Source organism: Streptomyces sp. NPDC025793 (genome assembly GCF_055558375.1).
In genome coordinates, this window is sequence record NZ_JBVHMR010000029.1 from 86231 (window position 1) to 102841 (window position 16611).

General features: G+C 71.7%; 13 protein-coding genes. 5 read left to right on the forward strand and 8 right to left on the reverse strand.

Going from position 1 to position 16611, the window contains the following annotated elements; all coding sequences use genetic code 11:
• Window positions 1-11: 11 nt before the first annotated feature.
• Entirely contained in the window at window positions 12-617 is a 606-nt protein-coding gene (locus ACZ4MF_RS36300; protein WP_467496893.1) for a GTP-binding protein, read from the forward strand.
• Between the two features lie 96 nt (window positions 618-713).
• On the opposite strand, the gene glpK is transcribed toward ACZ4MF_RS36300, so the two are convergent.
• From glpK to ACZ4MF_RS36325, 5 genes are all read right to left on the reverse strand, one after another.
• Window positions 714-2243 carry a glycerol kinase GlpK gene (gene glpK / locus ACZ4MF_RS36305; protein ID WP_467496895.1) on the reverse strand — a complete coding sequence of 510 codons (1530 nt, stop codon included), beginning with the start codon at window positions 2241-2243 and terminating at the stop codon, window positions 714-716.
• Window positions 2244-2364: 121 nt separating this feature from the next.
• A complete protein-coding gene (locus ACZ4MF_RS36310) occupies window positions 2365-3108 on the reverse strand; it encodes an MIP/aquaporin family protein (RefSeq protein ID WP_356039076.1) in 744 nt (247 codons plus the stop codon).
• Between the two features lie 262 nt (window positions 3109-3370).
• Window positions 3371-5032, reverse strand: coding sequence for an EAL domain-containing protein (locus tag ACZ4MF_RS36315; RefSeq protein WP_467496898.1), 1662 nt, complete (start codon window positions 5030-5032; stop codon window positions 3371-3373).
• A gap of 133 nt (window positions 5033-5165) precedes the next feature.
• Entirely contained in the window at window positions 5166-6356 is a 1191-nt protein-coding gene (locus ACZ4MF_RS36320; protein ID WP_467496900.1) for a lipid-transfer protein, read from the reverse strand.
• The gene (locus tag ACZ4MF_RS36325; protein WP_467496902.1) at window positions 6353-6799 is read right to left on the reverse strand and encodes a Zn-ribbon domain-containing OB-fold protein; all 447 of its coding nucleotides are present in this window, start codon (window positions 6797-6799) and stop codon (window positions 6353-6355) included. Before ACZ4MF_RS36325 ends, ACZ4MF_RS36320 begins: the two co-directional genes overlap by 4 nt.
• Window positions 6800-6932: 133 nt before the next feature.
• On the opposite strand from ACZ4MF_RS36325, the gene ACZ4MF_RS36330 reads away from it, so the two are divergent.
• Both ACZ4MF_RS36330 and ACZ4MF_RS36335 read left to right on the forward strand, forming a co-directional pair.
• On the forward strand, window positions 6933-7748 hold the full coding sequence (locus ACZ4MF_RS36330; protein ID WP_467496904.1) for a M15 family metallopeptidase: 816 nt from the start codon (window positions 6933-6935) through the stop codon (window positions 7746-7748).
• A 46-nt stretch (window positions 7749-7794) separates the two neighbouring features.
• Window positions 7795-8331, forward strand: a complete 537-nt coding sequence (locus tag ACZ4MF_RS36335) for an NUDIX domain-containing protein (protein WP_467496906.1) — start codon at window positions 7795-7797, stop codon at window positions 8329-8331.
• A gap of 9 nt (window positions 8332-8340) precedes the next feature.
• Here the strand turns inward: ACZ4MF_RS36335 and ACZ4MF_RS36340 are convergent, their stop codons facing one another.
• Complete coding sequence (locus ACZ4MF_RS36340; protein ID WP_467496918.1) at window positions 8341-10701, reverse strand: glycoside hydrolase family 31 protein; 2361 nt, start codon at window positions 10699-10701, stop codon at window positions 8341-8343.
• 214 nt (window positions 10702-10915) lie between these two features.
• Between ACZ4MF_RS36340 and ACZ4MF_RS36345 the strand changes: the two genes are divergently transcribed.
• Entirely contained in the window at window positions 10916-12892 is a 1977-nt protein-coding gene (locus ACZ4MF_RS36345) for an acetoacetate--CoA ligase (RefSeq protein WP_467496908.1), read from the forward strand.
• A gap of 126 nt (window positions 12893-13018) precedes the next feature.
• Complete coding sequence (locus tag ACZ4MF_RS36350; RefSeq protein ID WP_467496910.1) at window positions 13019-13912, forward strand: hypothetical protein; 894 nt, start codon at window positions 13019-13021, stop codon at window positions 13910-13912.
• A gap of 93 nt (window positions 13913-14005) precedes the next feature.
• Here the strand turns inward: ACZ4MF_RS36350 and ptsP are convergent, their stop codons facing one another.
• Window positions 14006-15676 (reverse strand): phosphoenolpyruvate--protein phosphotransferase, encoded by a 1671-nt coding sequence (ptsP, locus tag ACZ4MF_RS36355; protein ID WP_467496912.1) that lies wholly within the window; start codon window positions 15674-15676, stop codon window positions 14006-14008.
• A gap of 78 nt (window positions 15677-15754) precedes the next feature.
• Entirely contained in the window at window positions 15755-16204 is a 450-nt protein-coding gene (locus ACZ4MF_RS36360; protein WP_467496913.1) for a PTS sugar transporter subunit IIA, read from the reverse strand.
• Window positions 16205-16611: the final 407 nt, after the last annotated feature.

Sequence of the window (16611 nt, forward strand, 5' to 3'; positions counted from 1 at the left end):
AGAAGAGACCGATGATCTTCGGGCGTACTGAGCGCGGCAAGCCCCCGGTCGAACCCGTCACGCTCAAGATCCTGGTGGCCGGCGGCTTCGGCGTGGGCAAGACGACCCTCGTCGGCGCCGTCAGCGAGATCAGGCCGCTGCGCACCGAGGAACTGCTCACCGAGGCCGGACGCCCGGTCGACGACGTCAGCGGCGTGGAGGGCAAGCACACCACCACCGTGGCCATGGACTTCGGCCGCATCACCCTGCGCGAGGACCTGGTGCTGTACCTGTTCGGCACGCCCGGGCAGGAGCGGTTCTGGTTCATGTGGGACGAGCTGTCCGAGGGCGCGCTCGGTGCCGTCGTGCTCGCCGACACGCGCCGGCTGGAGGACTGCTTCGCCGCCGTCGACTACTTCGAGCGGCGTTCCATCCCCTTCCTCGTCGGCGTCAACTGCTTCGAGAGCTCGGCCCGTTACCCCGGTGAGGCGGTCCGGCAGGCCCTCGACCTGGACGACGGCGTCCCCGTCGTCCTGTGCGACGCGCGTGACCGGGAGTCGGTCAAGGAGGTGCTCATCGGCGTCGTCCAGCACGCGATGCACCACGCGGCCGGTCACCGCGAACCCGCCATCGGCTGACCGCGGACACGGCCCGTACCCCCGCCGACCGGGGCACGGGCCGTGGTCCGGTGCGAAGCACGCGCGCGTGCGGATCTCCGTACGCGCGCGTGGCTTCTACGCGCCGTCCCCGGCGCCCGCCTCCAGCCAGCCGAGGCTCTTCTCCACCGCCCGGCGCCAGTTGCGGTACTCGCGCTCACGTGCCGACGCCTCCATCGCGGGCGCCCACTCCGCGTCCTTGCGCCAGTGCGACTTCAGCTCGTCCAGGTCGTTCCAGACGCCCGTCGCCAGACCGGCCGCGTACGCGGCGCCCAGGCAGGTCGTCTCCGACACCCGCGGGCGGATCACCGGCACCCCGAGGACGTCCGCCTGGTGCTGCATGAGCAGGTTGTTCCTCGTCATGCCGCCGTCGACCTTCAGAGTGCTGATCCGCACCCCGGAGTCCTGGTACATCGCGTCCACGACCTCCCGCGTCTGCCAGCTCGTCGCCTCCAGCACCGCGCGCGCGAGGTGTGCCTTCGTGACGTACCGGGTGAGACCGGTGACGACCCCGCGCGCGTCGGCGCGCCAGTACGGCGCGAACAGGCCCGAGAACGCGGGCACGATGTAGGCGCCGCCGTTGTCCTCGACGCTCGCCGCCAGCGTCTCGATCTCGTCGGCGGTGCGGATGATCCCGAGCTGGTCGCGGAACCACTGGACCAGCGCACCCGTTATCGCTATGGACCCCTCCAGGCAGTACACCGGCGCCTCCCCGCCGATCTTGTAGCCCATCGTCGTCAGCAGCCCGTTCTTGGACGGCACCGGCCGGTTGCCGGTGTTCAACAGCAGGAAGCTGCCGGTCCCGTACGTGTTCTTCGCGGAGCCGACGTCGTAGCAGGCCTGCCCGAACACGGCGGCCTGCTGATCGCCCAGCGCCGAGGCCACGGGCACCCCGGCGAGTTGTCCGACCGCCGTGCCGTACACCTCGGCGGAGGACCGGATCTCCGGCAGTAGCGCCGCGGGGAGGTCCATGGCGGACAGGATGGCGGGATCCCACTGGAGGGTGTCGAGGTTCATGAGCAGGGTGCGGCCGGCGTTGGTGACGTCGGTGACGTGCCGGCCGCCGTCCGTGCCGCCGGTCAGGTTCCAGATCAGCCACGAGTCGATGGTCCCGAACGCGATCTCGCCGCGCTCGGCCCGCTCCCGCAGCCCCGGCACCTGGTCGAGCAGCCAGGCCGCCTTGGGCCCGGAGAAGTAGCTGGCGAGCGGCAGCCCGGTCTGCCCGCGGAAGCGGTCCTGGCCGTCCGTGCCGCCGAGTTGGGCGCACAGCGGCGCGGTACGGGTGTCCTGCCAGACGATGGCGTTGTGCACGGGCTTGCCCGTGGCGCGGTCCCACAGGACCGTGGTCTCCCGCTGGTTGGTGATGCCGAGCGCGCTCAACTGGTCGGCGCGCAGCCCGGCCTTGGCCAGCGCCCCGGCCACCACGGCCTGCACCTTGGCCCAGATCTCGGTCGCGTCGTGCTCCACCCAGCCCGGCTTGGGAAAGATCTGGCGGTGCTCACGCTGGTCGACGGCGACGATCGCGCCGCTGTGGTCGAAGACGATGCAGCGGCTGGACGTGGTGCCCTGGTCGATGGCGGCGACGTACTTCTCGGCGGTGTCCGTCATGGCAGTCCCTGGGTCGCTGGGTCGCTGGGTGGGGTCGCTGAGGCGTGCGGGGGATCGGAGAACGGCGTACGGGAATCAGGACATACGGGATCGGCGCATACCCGGATGGTGCGGCACGGGGTCAGAAGGCCGCGTTGTAGAGAAGACCGGCGAGCGTGCCGCCGATCAGCGGGCCGACGACCGGAACCCAGGCGTAACCCCAGTCGGACGTGCCCTTGTGAGGGATCGGCAGGAAGGTGTGCACGATGCGCGGGCCGAGGTCGCGGGCCGGGTTGATGGCGTATCCGGTGGGGCCGCCGAGGGAGAGTCCGATGCCGACGACGAGCAGCGAGACGACCAGCGCGGTCGTGCCGGACTCGCCGAGCCCCTTCGTCAGCCCGAAGGCGAGGACGGGCAGTACCAGCGCCATGGTCGCGATGATCTCGGTGATCAGGTTGGCGACCGGGTTCCGGATCTCCGGAATGGTCGAGAAGATGCCGAGCGTCGCCACCGGCTCGTCGGCCTCGCCGTCGCCCTCCCCGCGCACGTTGGCCCGGAACTGGGCGAGGTACACCAGATAGGCGAGTACGGCGCCGAGCATCGCGCCGACGAGCTGGCCCAGCAGATACACCCAGACCTTGCCCCACTTGCCGGTGTCGATCGCGATGCCGAGGGTGACCGCGGGGTTGAGCTGGCCGCCGGAGAGGGGAGCGGCGGTGTACGCGCCCGCGAGGACGCCGAAGCCCCAGCCGAACGCGATGACGACCCAGCCCGCGGCCCGCGCCTTGGAGTGTCTGAGGGTGACGGCGGCGCAGACACCGGCACCGAACAGGATCAGGATCGCGGTGCCGATGACCTCGCCGACGAAAATGTGCCCGTTGCTCATGGCGGCTCCCTTGGCGCAGGTTGGGGGGCGCGTGGCCCCGGGCCTCCGTGCAGGAACGGTTCCCTTGACGACTTCGGCCGACGGCGGGGAGCAGGACGGATCGATGGCACAGCGCCTGATAACGCCGAGAATGTACGGCGATGTCGGCCGACACCGGGAAGTGTTCACCGGCGCTCCGGGGGCGTCAAGGTTGCCGACGGCGACGGTGACACCGGCGCACCCGTCACATGGGTGCCTCAAGGACCGTATACGAAACGGGCGTTCAGAGCCCGGGCTCCACGGCCGCGTACCCGGCCTGCGCCGCAGTCGCCCCCGTGCCGCCGCGTCGCACCTCGCGACCGGCGGCCCCGGCGCGCCCGAGGACCCAGCTCGCGCCGCGCAACGCCTTGGCCTCCTTCTTCAGCGGCGCGAGATGGGCCGCGGCCTGGCGATGGTCGCCCACGCTGCCCGGGACGCACACGACGGTCGCGACGGAGAGCGTGACCGGGCGGCCGCCCGCAGACCACGGCGCGTCGAGCACGCCGGCGACCACCGGACCGAGCGCTTCCTCGTCCGCCAGCACCAGGAAGTCGTCCCCGCCGATGTGTCCCACGCGTGCGTGCCCCACGACCGCCTGCTGGAGCGCGCGGCCCACGGACCGGATCAGCTCGTCGCCCGCGGCGAACCCGGCGCCGTCGTTGACCTGCTTGAAATGATCGATGTCCAGCCAGCTGAGCGCGAACGTCCGCCCGTCCGCGATCCACCGGTCGACCTCGGCCGTGATCGCGTCCGAACCGGGCAGCCGGGTCAGCGGGTTGAGCCCGGCCGCTTCCTCGACCCTGCTCTCGGCCAGGGCCCGCACCAGGTCCGCGAGCCGTACGACCCCCACGCAGCGCTCGCGCGCGTCGACCACCGCCACGTCGTCGGAGGTCCGGTCCCGGCCGCCGATCGCGACCACGTCCAGCACCTCCCAGGCGGTGGCGTCCACGCCGACCGTGCGGGGCACGTCGCCCAGCTTGAACGCGGGCCGGTCGGCGTACAGGGCGTGGCCGTAGCGGGCGGACATCGACAGCAGGAAGCGCGAGCGGTGCACCGACCGGACGGGCCGGCCGGCCTGGTCCACCAGCAGCACGCCGGAGACGTCCGGCGACCCGGTCAGCAGCGCCCGCACCTGCCCCGCCGACGCGGTCACCGGCAGGACGGCGGCCGGGCGCACGAACTCCCGCACGGACGGCGCGGACGGCCCGGACCGGGGCACGCTCACGGTGCCGGGGGAGCGCGGTGGAACGTACACGTCCGCGGCCGGGATCCGCGCCGGCGGCGCGAACAGCTCGCCCTGGGCCAGCTGGGCACCGGCCGAGAGCGCCGCCGCACACTGGAGCTCGGTCTCGACCCCTTCCACCGCGACCAGGGCGCCCAGTTCCTCGCACAGCGTCCGCATCGCCCGCACCGCGGCGGGCCGGGCCAGCAGCGAGGCGTCGAGCTTGACCAGGTCGGGGGAGAGGTCGTTGAGCAGCCGCAGCGGTACGTCGCCGTCGCCGATGCCGTCCGCGCTGATCCGGAACCCCTGTTCGCGCAGGGACGCCACCGCCTCCAGCAGCGCCCGCTGCGGCACGTGCGTGTACGGCGGGACGATGTCGAGCGTCACCTCCCAGGGCATGCGCCCCCTCGCGCGCACGGCGTCGTGCAGCGGGACGAGGCCGCCGAGGTCGGCGAGGGTGGCCGCGAACACGTTCAGGTGCAGCGGCAGCAGCGTCTCCTTGAGCGTCGCCGCCCGCAGGGCCAACACCGTGAGCCTGCCGTCAAGTTCGGGATCCCGGCGAGCCTCGGCGAGGATGTCACCCGTTTCCGGGCGGGCGAGCGTCTCCAGTGCGGTGACCGCGCCGGTCCTCAGGTTGACCACCGGCTGGAAGGCGAAGCGGAGAGTGTCCGTCCAGGAGTGCACGGGAGCATGATTGCGCTGCCCGGGCGTGCCCAGGCGCAGTTCATGAGACGTTCACACAGGATTCCGGCGTGATCACAGAGCGTGGAAACCGCTGTGCCCCCGCACCTCACGCGCCGCTCTGTCTCCGTCTCCTTCACCGCACCGCGACCACCGACGAGCCGTGCCCGAACAGCCCCTGGTTGGCGGTGATCCCCACGCGGGCCCCGGCGATCTGCCGCTCGCCCGCGGTGCCCCTCAACTGCCAGGTCAGTTCGCAGACCTGGGCGATGGCCTGGGCCGGCACCGCCTCCCCGAAGGAGGCGAGGCCACCGCTGGCGTTGACGGGTATGCGCCCGCCCGGAGCCGTCACGCCCTCGCGCAGCAGCTTCGCGCCCTCGCCCGCGCCGCACAGTCCCAGGTCCTCGTACCACTGCAACTCCAGGGCGGTGGACAGGTCGTAGACCTCGGCGAGGGACAGGTCCTCGGGGCCGATGCCCGCCTCCTCGTAGGCGGCACGCGCGATGGACGCGCGGAACGTCTCGCCCGGGGGCTCCACCGCGACCGCGGAGTCCGTGGCGATGTCCGGCAGGTCCAGCACGGTGTTCGGGAAGCTCGGGGTCACCGTCGACACCGCGCGGATCCGCACCGGATGCCGCGCGCCGTGCCGGTGCGCGAAGCCGACGCTGGAGAGGACCAGGGCCGCCGCGCCGTCGGAGGTGGCGCAGATGTCGAGCAGCCGCAGTGGATCGGCGACCATCGCGGACGCGGCGACCTCCTCGGCGGTGACCCGCTTGCGGTACCGGGCGTACGGATTGAGCGCTCCCAGGGCGGCGTTCTTCACCTTGACCAGCGCGAAGTCCTCCGGCGTGTCCCCGTGCACCGCCATCCGCCGGCGCGCGTACAGCCCGAAGTACACCGGATTCGTCGCGCCCAGCAGCCGGAAACGCAGCCAGTCCGGGTCGTCGGGACGGTCCCCGCCCGCGGGCCGGAAGAAGCCTTTGGGTGCGGAGTCGGCCCCCACGACGAGGACGACCTCCGCCAGCCCGGCGAGGATCTGCGCCCGCGCGGCGGCGATCGCCTGCGCCCCGGACGCACACGCCGCGTACACACTCGCGACCCGCGCCCCCTGCCACCCCAGGGCCTTGGCGAAGGTCGCTCCCGCGACGTACCCGGGATAGCCGCCACGCACCGTGTCCGCGCCCACGATCGAGCCGACGTCCCGCCAGTCGACACCGGCGTCCGCGAGTGCCGCGCGGGCCGCCGCCGTCCCGTACTCCACGAAGGAGCGCCCCCACTTGCCCCAGGGGTGCATGCCCGCGCCGAGCACCGCCACGTCCCTCGTCATGCGCGCACCCCCGTCGGCCGCCAGTGCCAGATCGTCCGGGCCGTCTCCGCGTCCTCGTCGAGCACGCCGGGGACGGCCTCCACCTCCATGCCCACCGCCAGGTCGGCGACGGTGATCCCGGGAGCCGCCTGTCCGAGCACCACGATCCGCTCGGTGGCCAGCTCCACAGCGATCAACGCGTACGGCTCCCACGGAAGTTCCGGATTGCTCACATAGGGTGACGGCGGTCGATAGCGACTGTCCGTGTACGACCAGATATACCCCTTTCGTGACAGCTGGACCTCCTCCAGTGCGCCGCCCGCGCAATGCGGGTTGCGGCAGTGGGCGTCCTCGCGCGGGAAGAACACCGACCCGCAGGACGAGCAGCACGTGCCCAGCAGTCGGAAGCCCTCCCCCTCTCCGTCAAACCAGCCGGCGACCGCGGGTGTGCGTGTGTGCGGCAAGGCTCCTCCCCAGCATCGAATCTGACGATGCGTCAGAAGTGTGCCACCGGCAGCGGGAAATGGGCAGGGCGTCCGGGGGAATCGCCTCCGATCGCTTCCCCGCCCGGGCCCGGACCTGATAGATGCAGGAGACATGACACGACTCACCGGTGCGGTCCGCGGTCTCGTCACCGCCGTCGCCACCCTGCTGGCCGTGGCCGTCACCCCCGCGACCGCGACGGCCGGGGCGGCGACGGAGCCCAAGGCGCCCAGGGACTTCGTGGCCCTGAGCGCCGTCGATCCGACGATCATCCAGGAGATCCGCTACTTCACCCCGCACAACTTCGTCGGCGAGCCCGTCGACGGCTACCGGCAGCCCATCTGCATCCTCACCCGCCCCGCCGCCGAAGCCCTCCACAAGGCCCAGCGCACACTGCTGCGCAAGGGCTACACGCTCAAGGTCTACGACTGCTACCGGCCCCAGCGCGCCGTGAACGACTTCGTCCGCTGGGCCGAGGACCTCGGCGCCCAGTCGATGAAGGGCGAGTTCTACCCGAACGTCGACAAGACCCGGCTGTTCGAGGACGGTTACATCGCCGCGAAGTCCGGACACAGCCGCGGCTCGACCATGGACCTGACGATCGTGAAGCTCCCCGCGCGGCCGACCCGGCCCTACCACCCCGGAGAGCCGTTGGTGCCCTGCTTCGTGCCCAAGAACGAGCGCTTCCCCGACAATTCCGTCGACATGGGTACCGGATTCGACTGCTTCGACACCCTCGCGCACACGCTCGACCCACGCATCCAGGGCGTACAGCGCGCCAACCGGCTGCTGCTCAAGAACACCATGGAAAGCCTCGGATTCGTGAACCTCGCCGAGGAATGGTGGCACTACACGTACCAGCCAGAGCCTTACCCGGACACGTACTTCGACTTCCCCGTCTCCTGGAGGTCGCTCCGCGGCGCCCATTAGGCGACCATCGGAAGATCTCCCTCCGCCGATCGGATACAGTCCGCGCGTGTCCGAAACTCAACACCTAACTGTCAACTCCGCACCGAGCTCGCACTGTTCGAGCTGCGGAGCGCCCTATGGAGAGGGCGTCACCGGCTGGCCGCGGACCTGCCCGTCCTGCGGAAACGTCGCCTACCGCAACCCGCTGCCGGTCGCCATCGCACTCCAGCCCGTGTACGACACCCAGGGCACGGCCCTGATCGTCATCACCCGCACCATCGCCCCCGCGCGCGGAGGCACCGCCCTGCCCGGCGGCTACGTCGACGACCGCGAGGACTGGAAGCAGGCCGTCGTGCGCGAACTCAAGGAGGAGACCGGCATCGAGGCCGCCGCCCGGGACGTTCGGCTCGTGGACGCCATGAGCTCGCCCGACGGCCACCTGCTGCTGTTCGGTGTCCTCCCCGAACGCCCGGTCGACGGCCTGCCGCCGGCCGACCCCACCGACGAGACCGAGGGCTGGCAGCTGCTGCGCCGGCCGGAGGAACTCGCCTTCCCGCTGCACACCGTGGCCGTGCGGGCCTGGTTCGAGGGCCGCTACGTCTGAGCCGTCCGCTCAGCCCAGCCCCCGCACCCGTACCGGGCAGGGCGGCTCAGCCGAACCGTCCTCCCGCTCCCGGGTGACCACCACCGAACGGCCCTGCCGACGGGCGACGTAGCGCTCCGCCTCCGGTTCCTCCGCACCGTCGCCCGCGTACGGTACGACCAGACCGCCCCCGGTCCGGCCCCGCGCGGGCGCCCACACCTCCAGCTCCACATCGCCATCGGCGCCGCGCACGGGAATCACCGCACCCGCGCGCGCGAGCACCGGTATCCGCGACAGCGGCGCGTTCACGTACACCCGCCCCGGCCCCTCGTACGCCTCCTCCGTCACCGTGTCGTACCAGCGGCCCCGCGGCAGCTGCACCGCACGCCGCTTCACACCCGGATCCAGCACCGGTGCCACCAGGAGGGCATCCCCCAGCAGAAACGTGTCCTCACAGCCGCGCAGCGCCCGGTCCTCCGGAGACCCCCACCACACCGGCCGCACATACGGCGCGCCGGTCCGTCGGGCCAGATGCGCCAGCGTCACCCAGTACGGCAGCAGCCGCCGCCGCTCCAGCAACGCCACGCGCGCGTGCTCCAAGACCTCCGCCCCGAACTCCCAGGGCTCCCTGCGCCCCGCCCGCAGGCCCGCGTGCGTACGGAACAACGGCAGATACGCGCCGAGCTGGAACCAGCGCAGATACAGCTCCGGAGACGGACTGCCGTCGAACCCGCCCACATCCGGACCCGAGTACGGCACCCCGCACAGCCCGAGCCCCAGCACCAGCGACAGCGACGCCCGCAACCCCGGCCAGTCCGTCGCCACGTCCCCCGACCAGGTGCCGCCGTAGCGCTGCAGCCCCGCCCAGCCCGAGCGCGAGAACACGAACGGCCGCTCCCGCGGAGCCAACTCGCGCAGCCCCTCGTAACCCGCCCGGGCCATGCACAGCGCGTACACGTTGTGCGCCTCACGATGATCCCCGCCGCGCCCCTCCAGATCGTGGCGGGCCGAACGCGGCAGGGTCGGCTCCCCGAAGGCGCTGAACGACGTCGGCTCGTTCATGTCGTGCCAGAAACCCGCGAAGCCCCGCCCCAGCCGCTCCGCGTACAGACCGCCCCACCACTCACGCACACGCGCGCGCGTGAAGTCCGGGAACACCGACTCCCCGGCCCACACCACACCGCGCACCTCGCGCCCGGAGCCGTCCCGCACGAACGCGTCCAGCGCCGAACCGGCCTCGTACACGGCATTGCCCGGCACCGCCTTCACCGCCGGATCGACGATCGACACCAGCCGGATCCCGTCCCGCCGCAACTCCTCCGCCAGCACCGGAAGCTTGGGGAACCGTTCCTCGTCGACGGTGAACACCTGGTGGTCGGCGTAGTGGTCGATGTCCAGGTGCACGGCATCCAGCGGCAGATCCCGCTCCTGGTACCCCGCCACGATCCGGCGGACCTCCTGCTCGCTGCCGAACCCCCACCGCGCGTGATGGTGACCGAGCGCCCACGCCGGCGGCAGCGCCGGCGCACCGGTCAGCGAGGCCCACGTGGCCAGCACGCGCGCGGGAGTGCCCACGATCACCCAGCAGCGCACCGGACCACCGTCCATGCGCAGCTCGCACCGCCCCGCCCGGTCGTGCCCCGACCCGGCACCCTCCTCGCCCTCCCGCAGCACCACCGTGCCGTCCCACGTGGAGTCGTGGAACACCAGATGCGTGCCCGCATCGGCCACCACGAGCTGCACCGGCATGGTCAGATACAGCGGATCCTCCCCGGGCCCGAACGCCCGGCCCGGATCGCTGTTCCACAGCCGGTACGAGCCGCTGCGCAGCCGAGGCCCCGACGCCCGCCCGCCCAGACCGAAGAACCGGGCGTCCGCCGCCACCTCCGAGCGCTGCAACCACCGCGCCGTACCCCCGCCCACCGGCTCCCACCAGCGCGGCGGCAGATCGTGCCGCAGCGTCACCCCGCCGGGCGTGCACACCTGCACCGCGCCGTGCCGCGAGACGACGACCGTCACCCGCTCGGCGACCACCCGCCAGCCACCGTCCTTGTCCGGCTCCAGCACCGCCCGCGGATCCGGCTCCGGACAACTGCCCGCCAGCGCGTACGACGGCTCCGGACCCGCCCCGTCCCAGCCCCAGAACACCGCCCCGTTCACCGCGACCGTGATCCGCAGCTCGGACCGCCCGAACCGGATCACACCGCCGCCCGGCCCCGGCTCCACACCCGCCACCTGACCGGGGACCCGCGCCCGCTCGACCCCCCGCCGCGGCAGCCCGGCAGCGTCGATCCGCCGCCTGCGCCACGCCGCACGTACGGTGCGCAACCCCCGAAGCGCCCTCCCCGAACCAACCACACTCACCGAACGCACCAGGTCACGACCGTCCATGCTGCTCACCCTGCCACTGTGCGCCCCACGCGTGCGTGTCGTTCAACTGCCGTTCACCTGTGCCAGGGCCACATCTTCACGACGCGGACTATGTGGGGCGAGCCCTGGTGCTGAAGTCGATCACATGGCATCGTCCCTGTCAGCCGCGTCACGCGCACACCCCAGCACGTGCGCGGACCGACGCCCACGACGCGCACAGCCCGGGAGCCGCCCCATGTCGACCGCGAACCCCCAGCCGCTCTGGCAGCCCGATCCCCAGCAGATCGCCCAGGCCCGCATCACCCGGTTCCAGGCATGGGCCGCCGAACACCACGGCGCCCCCGCCGACGGCGGCTACCCCGCCCTCCACCAGTGGTCCGTCGACCAGCTCGACACCTTCTGGAAAGCCGTCACCGAGTGGTTCGACGTACGGTTCTCGACCCCCTGCACGCGCGTGCTCGGCGACCGCTCGATGCCCGGCGCCCAATGGTTCCCCGGCGCCACCCTCAACTACGCCGAGCACGCCCTGCGCGCCGCCGCCGACCGCGCCGACGAGCCCGCCCTGCTCCACGTGGACGAGACCCACGAACCGCGCCCCGTGACCTGGTCCGAGCTGCGCCGCCAGGTCGGCTCCCTCGCCGCCGAACTCCGCACCCTCGGCGTCCGCCCCGGCGACCGCGTCAGCGGCTACCTCCCCAACATCCCCCAGGCCGTCGTCGCCCTCCTCGCCACGGCCGCCGTCGGCGCCGTCTGGACCTCCTGCGCCCCCGACTTCGGCGCCCGCAGCGTCCTCGACCGCTTCCAGCAGGTCGAACCCGTCGTCCTGTTCACCGTCGACGGCTACCGCTACGGCGGCAAGGAACACGACCGCCGCGACACCGTCGCCGAACTGCGCCGCGAACTGCCCACCCTGCGCGCCGTCGTCCACATCCCGCTCCTCGGCACCGACACACCCGAGGGCGCCCTCGACTGGGCCGCCCTCACCTCGGCCGACACCGAGCCCGTCTTCGAACAGGTCCCCTTCGACCACCCCCTGTGGGTCCTCTACTCCTCCGGCACGACCGGCCTGCCCAAGGCCATCGTCCAGTCCCAGGGCGGCATCCTCGTCGAACACCTCAAACAGCTCGGCCTGCACTGCGACCTCGGCCCCGGGGACCGTTTCTTCTGGTACACCTCGACTGGCTGGATGATGTGGAACTTCATCGTCTCCGGCCTCCTCACCGGGACGACGATCGTCCTGTACGACGGCAGCCCCGGCTCCCCCGACACCGGTGCCCAGTGGCGCGTCGCCGAACGCACCCGGGCCACCCTCTACGGCACCTCGGCCGCCTACGTCATGGCCTGCCGCAAGGCCGGCGTCCACCCCGCACGCGACCACGACCTGTCCGCCGTGCGGTGCGTCGCCACCACCGGCTCGCCCCTGCCGCCCGACGGCTTCCGCTGGCTGCACGACGAGTTCGCACAGAGCGGGGCCGACCTCTGGATCGCCTCCGTCAGCGGCGGCACCGACGTCTGCTCCTGCTTCGCCGGAGCCGTACCCACCCTCCCCGTCCACACCGGCGAACTCCAGGCCCCCGGCCTCGGCACCGACCTCCAGGCCTGGGACGCGAGCGGCAACCCCGTCATCGACGAAGTGGGCGAGCTCGTCGTCACCAACCCCATGCCCTCCATGCCGATCCGCTTCTGGAACGACCCCGACGGCAGCCGCTACCACGAGAGCTACTTCGACACCTACCCCGGCGTCTGGCGACACGGCGACTGGATCACCCTCACCGCACGGGGCACCGTGATCATCCACGGCCGCTCCGACTCCACGCTCAACCGGCAGGGCGTGCGCATGGGCTCCGCCGACATCTACGAGGTCGTCGAGCGCCTCCCCGAGATCAAGGAGTCCCTCGTCATCGGCGTCGAGCAGCCCGACGGCGGCTACTGGATGCCCCTCTTCGTCCACCTCGCACCCGGCGCCACCCTGGACGACGCCCTCCTCGCCCGCGTCAAGCAGGCCATCCGCGAACAGCTCTCCCCGCGCCACGTCCCCGACGAGATCATCGAAGTGCCCGGCATCCCGCACACCCTCACCGGCAAGCGCATCGAGGTCCCCGTCAAACGACTGCTCCAGGGCACCCCCCTGGAAAAGGCGGTCAACCCCGGATCCATCGACAACCTCTCCCTGCTGGGCTTCTACGAGGAACTGGCCCGCAAACGCGCCTGAACCCACCCCGCACCCCCTGCGCGAACGCCCCCACCACCGAGCTACGTCCACCGGCGGCACCAGCCGTTGTCAGTGCCGCCGGTTACGGTGAGTGAGCATTGATCGACTGCGCACTCTGGGGGAAACATGGCGCACACCGACGACCGGACCATGCGACGCGTCCTGCGCCGCGAGATCGCCGGCACCATCGGCCTGCTCACCGACGAACACGACTTCCGCGCCATGCGGCGCTACCGCAGCTTCACCTTCGACGACCACACGGCCTACCTCCAGCAGGTCGAGGCCGTCCTCATGGCCCGCGCCGCCCAGGGCAGCCACACCACCCTCGCCCTGTTCGACCCCGAGGACTACGCCGTGTACTGCGCGGACACCGGCCTCGACCCGGAAGCGCAGGCCAGCCGCACCAGGTTCACCGCCGAACTCGCGGCCACCGGCCCCACCATCCCGTACGACGGCCGACCCCTCGCCACCCTCGTACCGGCCCTCGTGGACGAGGCCGTACGCCAGGCCACCTGGGAGTACGCCACCACGCTGCTCTCCCGCCTCGGCCCCTGCCCCACCTGCGGCGAGGACATCGGCAGGGCCGCCTTCACCCGCGCCTCCGACCTCCTGGTCCGCATCCTCGACACCGCACCGCCCGGCGACCGGCACCTCGTGATCAGCGTCTCCGGCCCACCGGACACCCTGATCTCCGTCCTCCACGCCGACCGGGACGGCGCCGACGGCACCCGGCTGGACGAGGCAGAAGCCCTGGAATTCACCAGCGTCCTCGCGCTCGGCCTCGCCACCCGCAGCCCCGGCGGACTCGTCATCCGCACCAGCCGCCCCGGGACGCCCGACCGCGTCTACGGCTGGCGACTGCGCTGCGGCGAGCTCGAACCCCTCACCGCCGCCGAGGTGTTCGACGCCTACTGCACCGACGTCGAATCCGGCGACCTCATCTCCCCGGAGTCCGGCGTCGATTACGACGCGCCCCCCGACCTCGGAAAGGACGGCACAGCCCCCGGCCACCGCCACTGACCGCACACGCACCCGACGCCGACACACCTCAGGGGCGCCCCACCGAAGCGGGACGCCCCTGAACCCGACCGCGCGAACGCGCCGCGCCGACGACTACTCGCCGGACAGCACCGCCTGAGCAGCGCTGCGCGCATCCTCTGCGCTGTCCGCGGCACGCGCCGCCGCCGCGGCCCGCTCGCACTGCGCCAGCGTGTACTTCGCCAGCGTCGCCCGGACATAGGGAATCGACGCCGACCCCATGGACAGGGAGGTGACCCCCAGACCGGTCAGCACACAGGCCAGCAGCGGATCGGACGCGGCCTCACCACACACACCACAGCTCTTGCCCTCGGCCTTGGCCGCCTCCGCGGACAGGGCCACCAGGTCGAGCAGCGCCGGCTGCCACGGGTCCTGCAGCCGGGACACCGCACCCACCTGACGGTCGGCCGCGAACGTGTACTGCGCGAGGTCGTTGGTTCCCAGCGACAGGAACTCGACCTCCTGGAGGATCGAACGCGCCCGCAGCGCGGCCGACGGGATCTCCACCATCGCGCCGAACTTGGCCCGCAGCCCCGCCGCACGACACGCGTCCGCGAACGCCTTCGCGTCCGTACGGTCCGCCACCATCGGCGCCATGACCTCAAGGTAGACGGGCAGCCCCTCGGCGGCCCTGGCCAGCGCGGTCAGCTGCGTGCGCAGGACCTCCGGGTGGTCCAGCAGCGTCCGCAGACCCCGCACACCCAGCGCGGGGTTCGGCTCGTCGGCCGGAGTAAGGAACTCCAGCGGTTTGTCCGCACCCGCGTCCAGCACACGCACGACCACACGGCCCTCGGGGAACGCCTCCAGCACCTGCCGGTAGGCCTCCACCTGCTTCTGCTCGGAAGGAGCGTTCTTGCTGTCGTCCAGGAACAGGAACTCGGTACGGAACAGACCGACACCCTCGGCCCCCGCCTCCACCGCGGCCGGCACGTCCGCAGGACCGCCCACGTTGGCCAGCAACGGCACCTTGTGCCCGTCCGCCGTCGCACCCGGCCCGGTCGAGGCGGCCAGCGCGGCCTTGCGCTCGGCGGCCGCGGCCTCCAGCTCCGCCTTCTTCGCCTCGGTCGGGTCCACGAAGATGTCACCGGTGCTGCCGTCGACCGCGATCACCGTGCCCTCGGCCAGCTCACCGGCACCGGGCAGCGCCACGACCGCAGGCACACCCAGTGCCCGCGCCAGAATCGCGCTGTGGCTGGTCGGCCCGCCCTCCTCGGTGACGAAACCGAGCACCAGAGACGGATCCAGCAGCGCGGTGTCGGCGGGCGCCAGGTCGCGCGCCACGAGCACATAGGGCTGGTCGCTGTCCGGCACCCCCGGCATCGGAACGCCCAGCAGCCGCGCGACGATACGATTCCGCACGTCATCGAGGTCGGCCACGCGACCGGCGAGGTACTCACCCGCACCGGCCAGCAGCTCGCGGTACGCCGCGAACGCGTCGTACACGGCACGCTCGGCCGTGCTGCCGACGGCGATCCGCCGGTCCACGTCGGACATCAGCTCGGGGTCCTGCGCCATCATGGCCTGTGCTTCGAGCACGGCCTGGGCCTCGCCGCCCGCCAGATTGCCGCGCGCCATCAGATCGGCGGCCACGGCGTCGACGGCCTGGCGGGCACGCCCCTGCTCCCGATCGGCCTCATCCGCGGGGATCGACTTGGCCGGCGGCTCCAGCACCGCCGTGCCCATGTGCCGAACCTCGCCGATGGCCACGCCATGGCTCACGCCCACGCCTCGCAGCGTTGCTTCCATCTCACCCGTCTCCGATAGTGCGGCGGGTCCCGCCGCCGCGATGGTTGTCCTGAACGCCGCCCTGCGACGGCACTGCCGTCAGTTCCAGGCGAAAAGCTCGTCGCCGACCTTGAGGTCACCGTCCTCACGGACGTCCCCGAGGGAGTCGGCCGTGGCCTCGAGCGCGACGACGGGGCAGATGGGGGACTTGCCGGCAGCCTCGACGGCGGCGGGGTCCCAGCGCACGACGGCCTGGCCGCGCGTCACGGTGTCGCCCTTGTTGACGAGCAGCTCGAAGCCCTCGCCGTTGAGCTGCACGGTGTCGATGCCGAGGTGGGTGAGTACGCCGTGCCCGTCCGCGTCGACCACGACGAACGCGTGCGGGTGGAGAGAAACGATGACGCCGTCCACGGGCGACACGGCCTCTGAGGCCTCACGCACGGGGTCGATGGCGGTACCCGGGCCGACCATGGCCCCGGAGAAGACCGGATCGGGCACATTGGCCAGTCCGATGGCGCGTCCGGCAAGAGGGGACGTCACGGTGGTCATGGGAAGCCTCCCAGGAGTGGAGCTGCTTACGGGCCGCCACTGCCTGTCCCGGACGGCACTGAGCAGCAGCGTATGTCATAGGAAGTTGGGGTTCCGTATGGAAGCTATCAGCTAGTGGTCTAGACCACCAACCCCGTGGATTTGCACGGCGTTCAAGGCTCCGTGTACAGTCGTACTCCTGCTTGGGACGGAGGGACGCGAAAGCGGCCTCACTCAGCAGCACCCAAACTTGTCAGATCCTATCTCTGGATCTCCTTCTGCGTGTCCGCAGAAGGGTGGTCAGAGAGACGGAAAAACCCTGATAGAGTTTGGAACACCGAAGGGAAGCCCGGAGGAAAGCCCGAGAGGGTGAGTACAAAGGAAGCGACCGTTCCTTGAGAACTCAACAGCGTGCCAAAAATCAACGC

What these genes read in the sequence shown, in the direction of transcription:
- ptsP (WP_467496912.1), bottom strand. Translation starts at nt 15,676, where the DNA reads ATGGAAGCAACGCTGCGAGGCGTGGGCGTGAGCCATGGCGTGGCCATC.
- ACZ4MF_RS36310 (WP_356039076.1), bottom strand. Translation starts at nt 3,108, where the DNA reads ATGAGCAACGGGCACATTTTCGTCGGCGAGGTCATCGGCACCGCGATC.
- ACZ4MF_RS36345 (WP_467496908.1), top strand. Translation starts at nt 10,916, where the DNA reads ATGTCGACCGCGAACCCCCAGCCGCTCTGGCAGCCCGATCCCCAGCAG.
- ACZ4MF_RS36360 (WP_467496913.1), bottom strand. Translation starts at nt 16,204, where the DNA reads ATGACCACCGTGACGTCCCCTCTTGCCGGACGCGCCATCGGACTGGCC.
- ACZ4MF_RS36340 (WP_467496918.1), bottom strand. Translation starts at nt 10,701, where the DNA reads ATGGACGGTCGTGACCTGGTGCGTTCGGTGAGTGTGGTTGGTTCGGGG.
- ACZ4MF_RS36300 (WP_467496893.1), top strand. Translation starts at nt 12, where the DNA reads ATGATCTTCGGGCGTACTGAGCGCGGCAAGCCCCCGGTCGAACCCGTC.
- ACZ4MF_RS36320 (WP_467496900.1), bottom strand. Translation starts at nt 6,356, where the DNA reads ATGACGAGGGACGTGGCGGTGCTCGGCGCGGGCATGCACCCCTGGGGC.
- ACZ4MF_RS36330 (WP_467496904.1), top strand. Translation starts at nt 6,933, where the DNA reads ATGACACGACTCACCGGTGCGGTCCGCGGTCTCGTCACCGCCGTCGCC.
- ACZ4MF_RS36350 (WP_467496910.1), top strand. Translation starts at nt 13,019, where the DNA reads ATGGCGCACACCGACGACCGGACCATGCGACGCGTCCTGCGCCGCGAG.
- glpK (WP_467496895.1), bottom strand. Translation starts at nt 2,243, where the DNA reads ATGACGGACACCGCCGAGAAGTACGTCGCCGCCATCGACCAGGGCACC.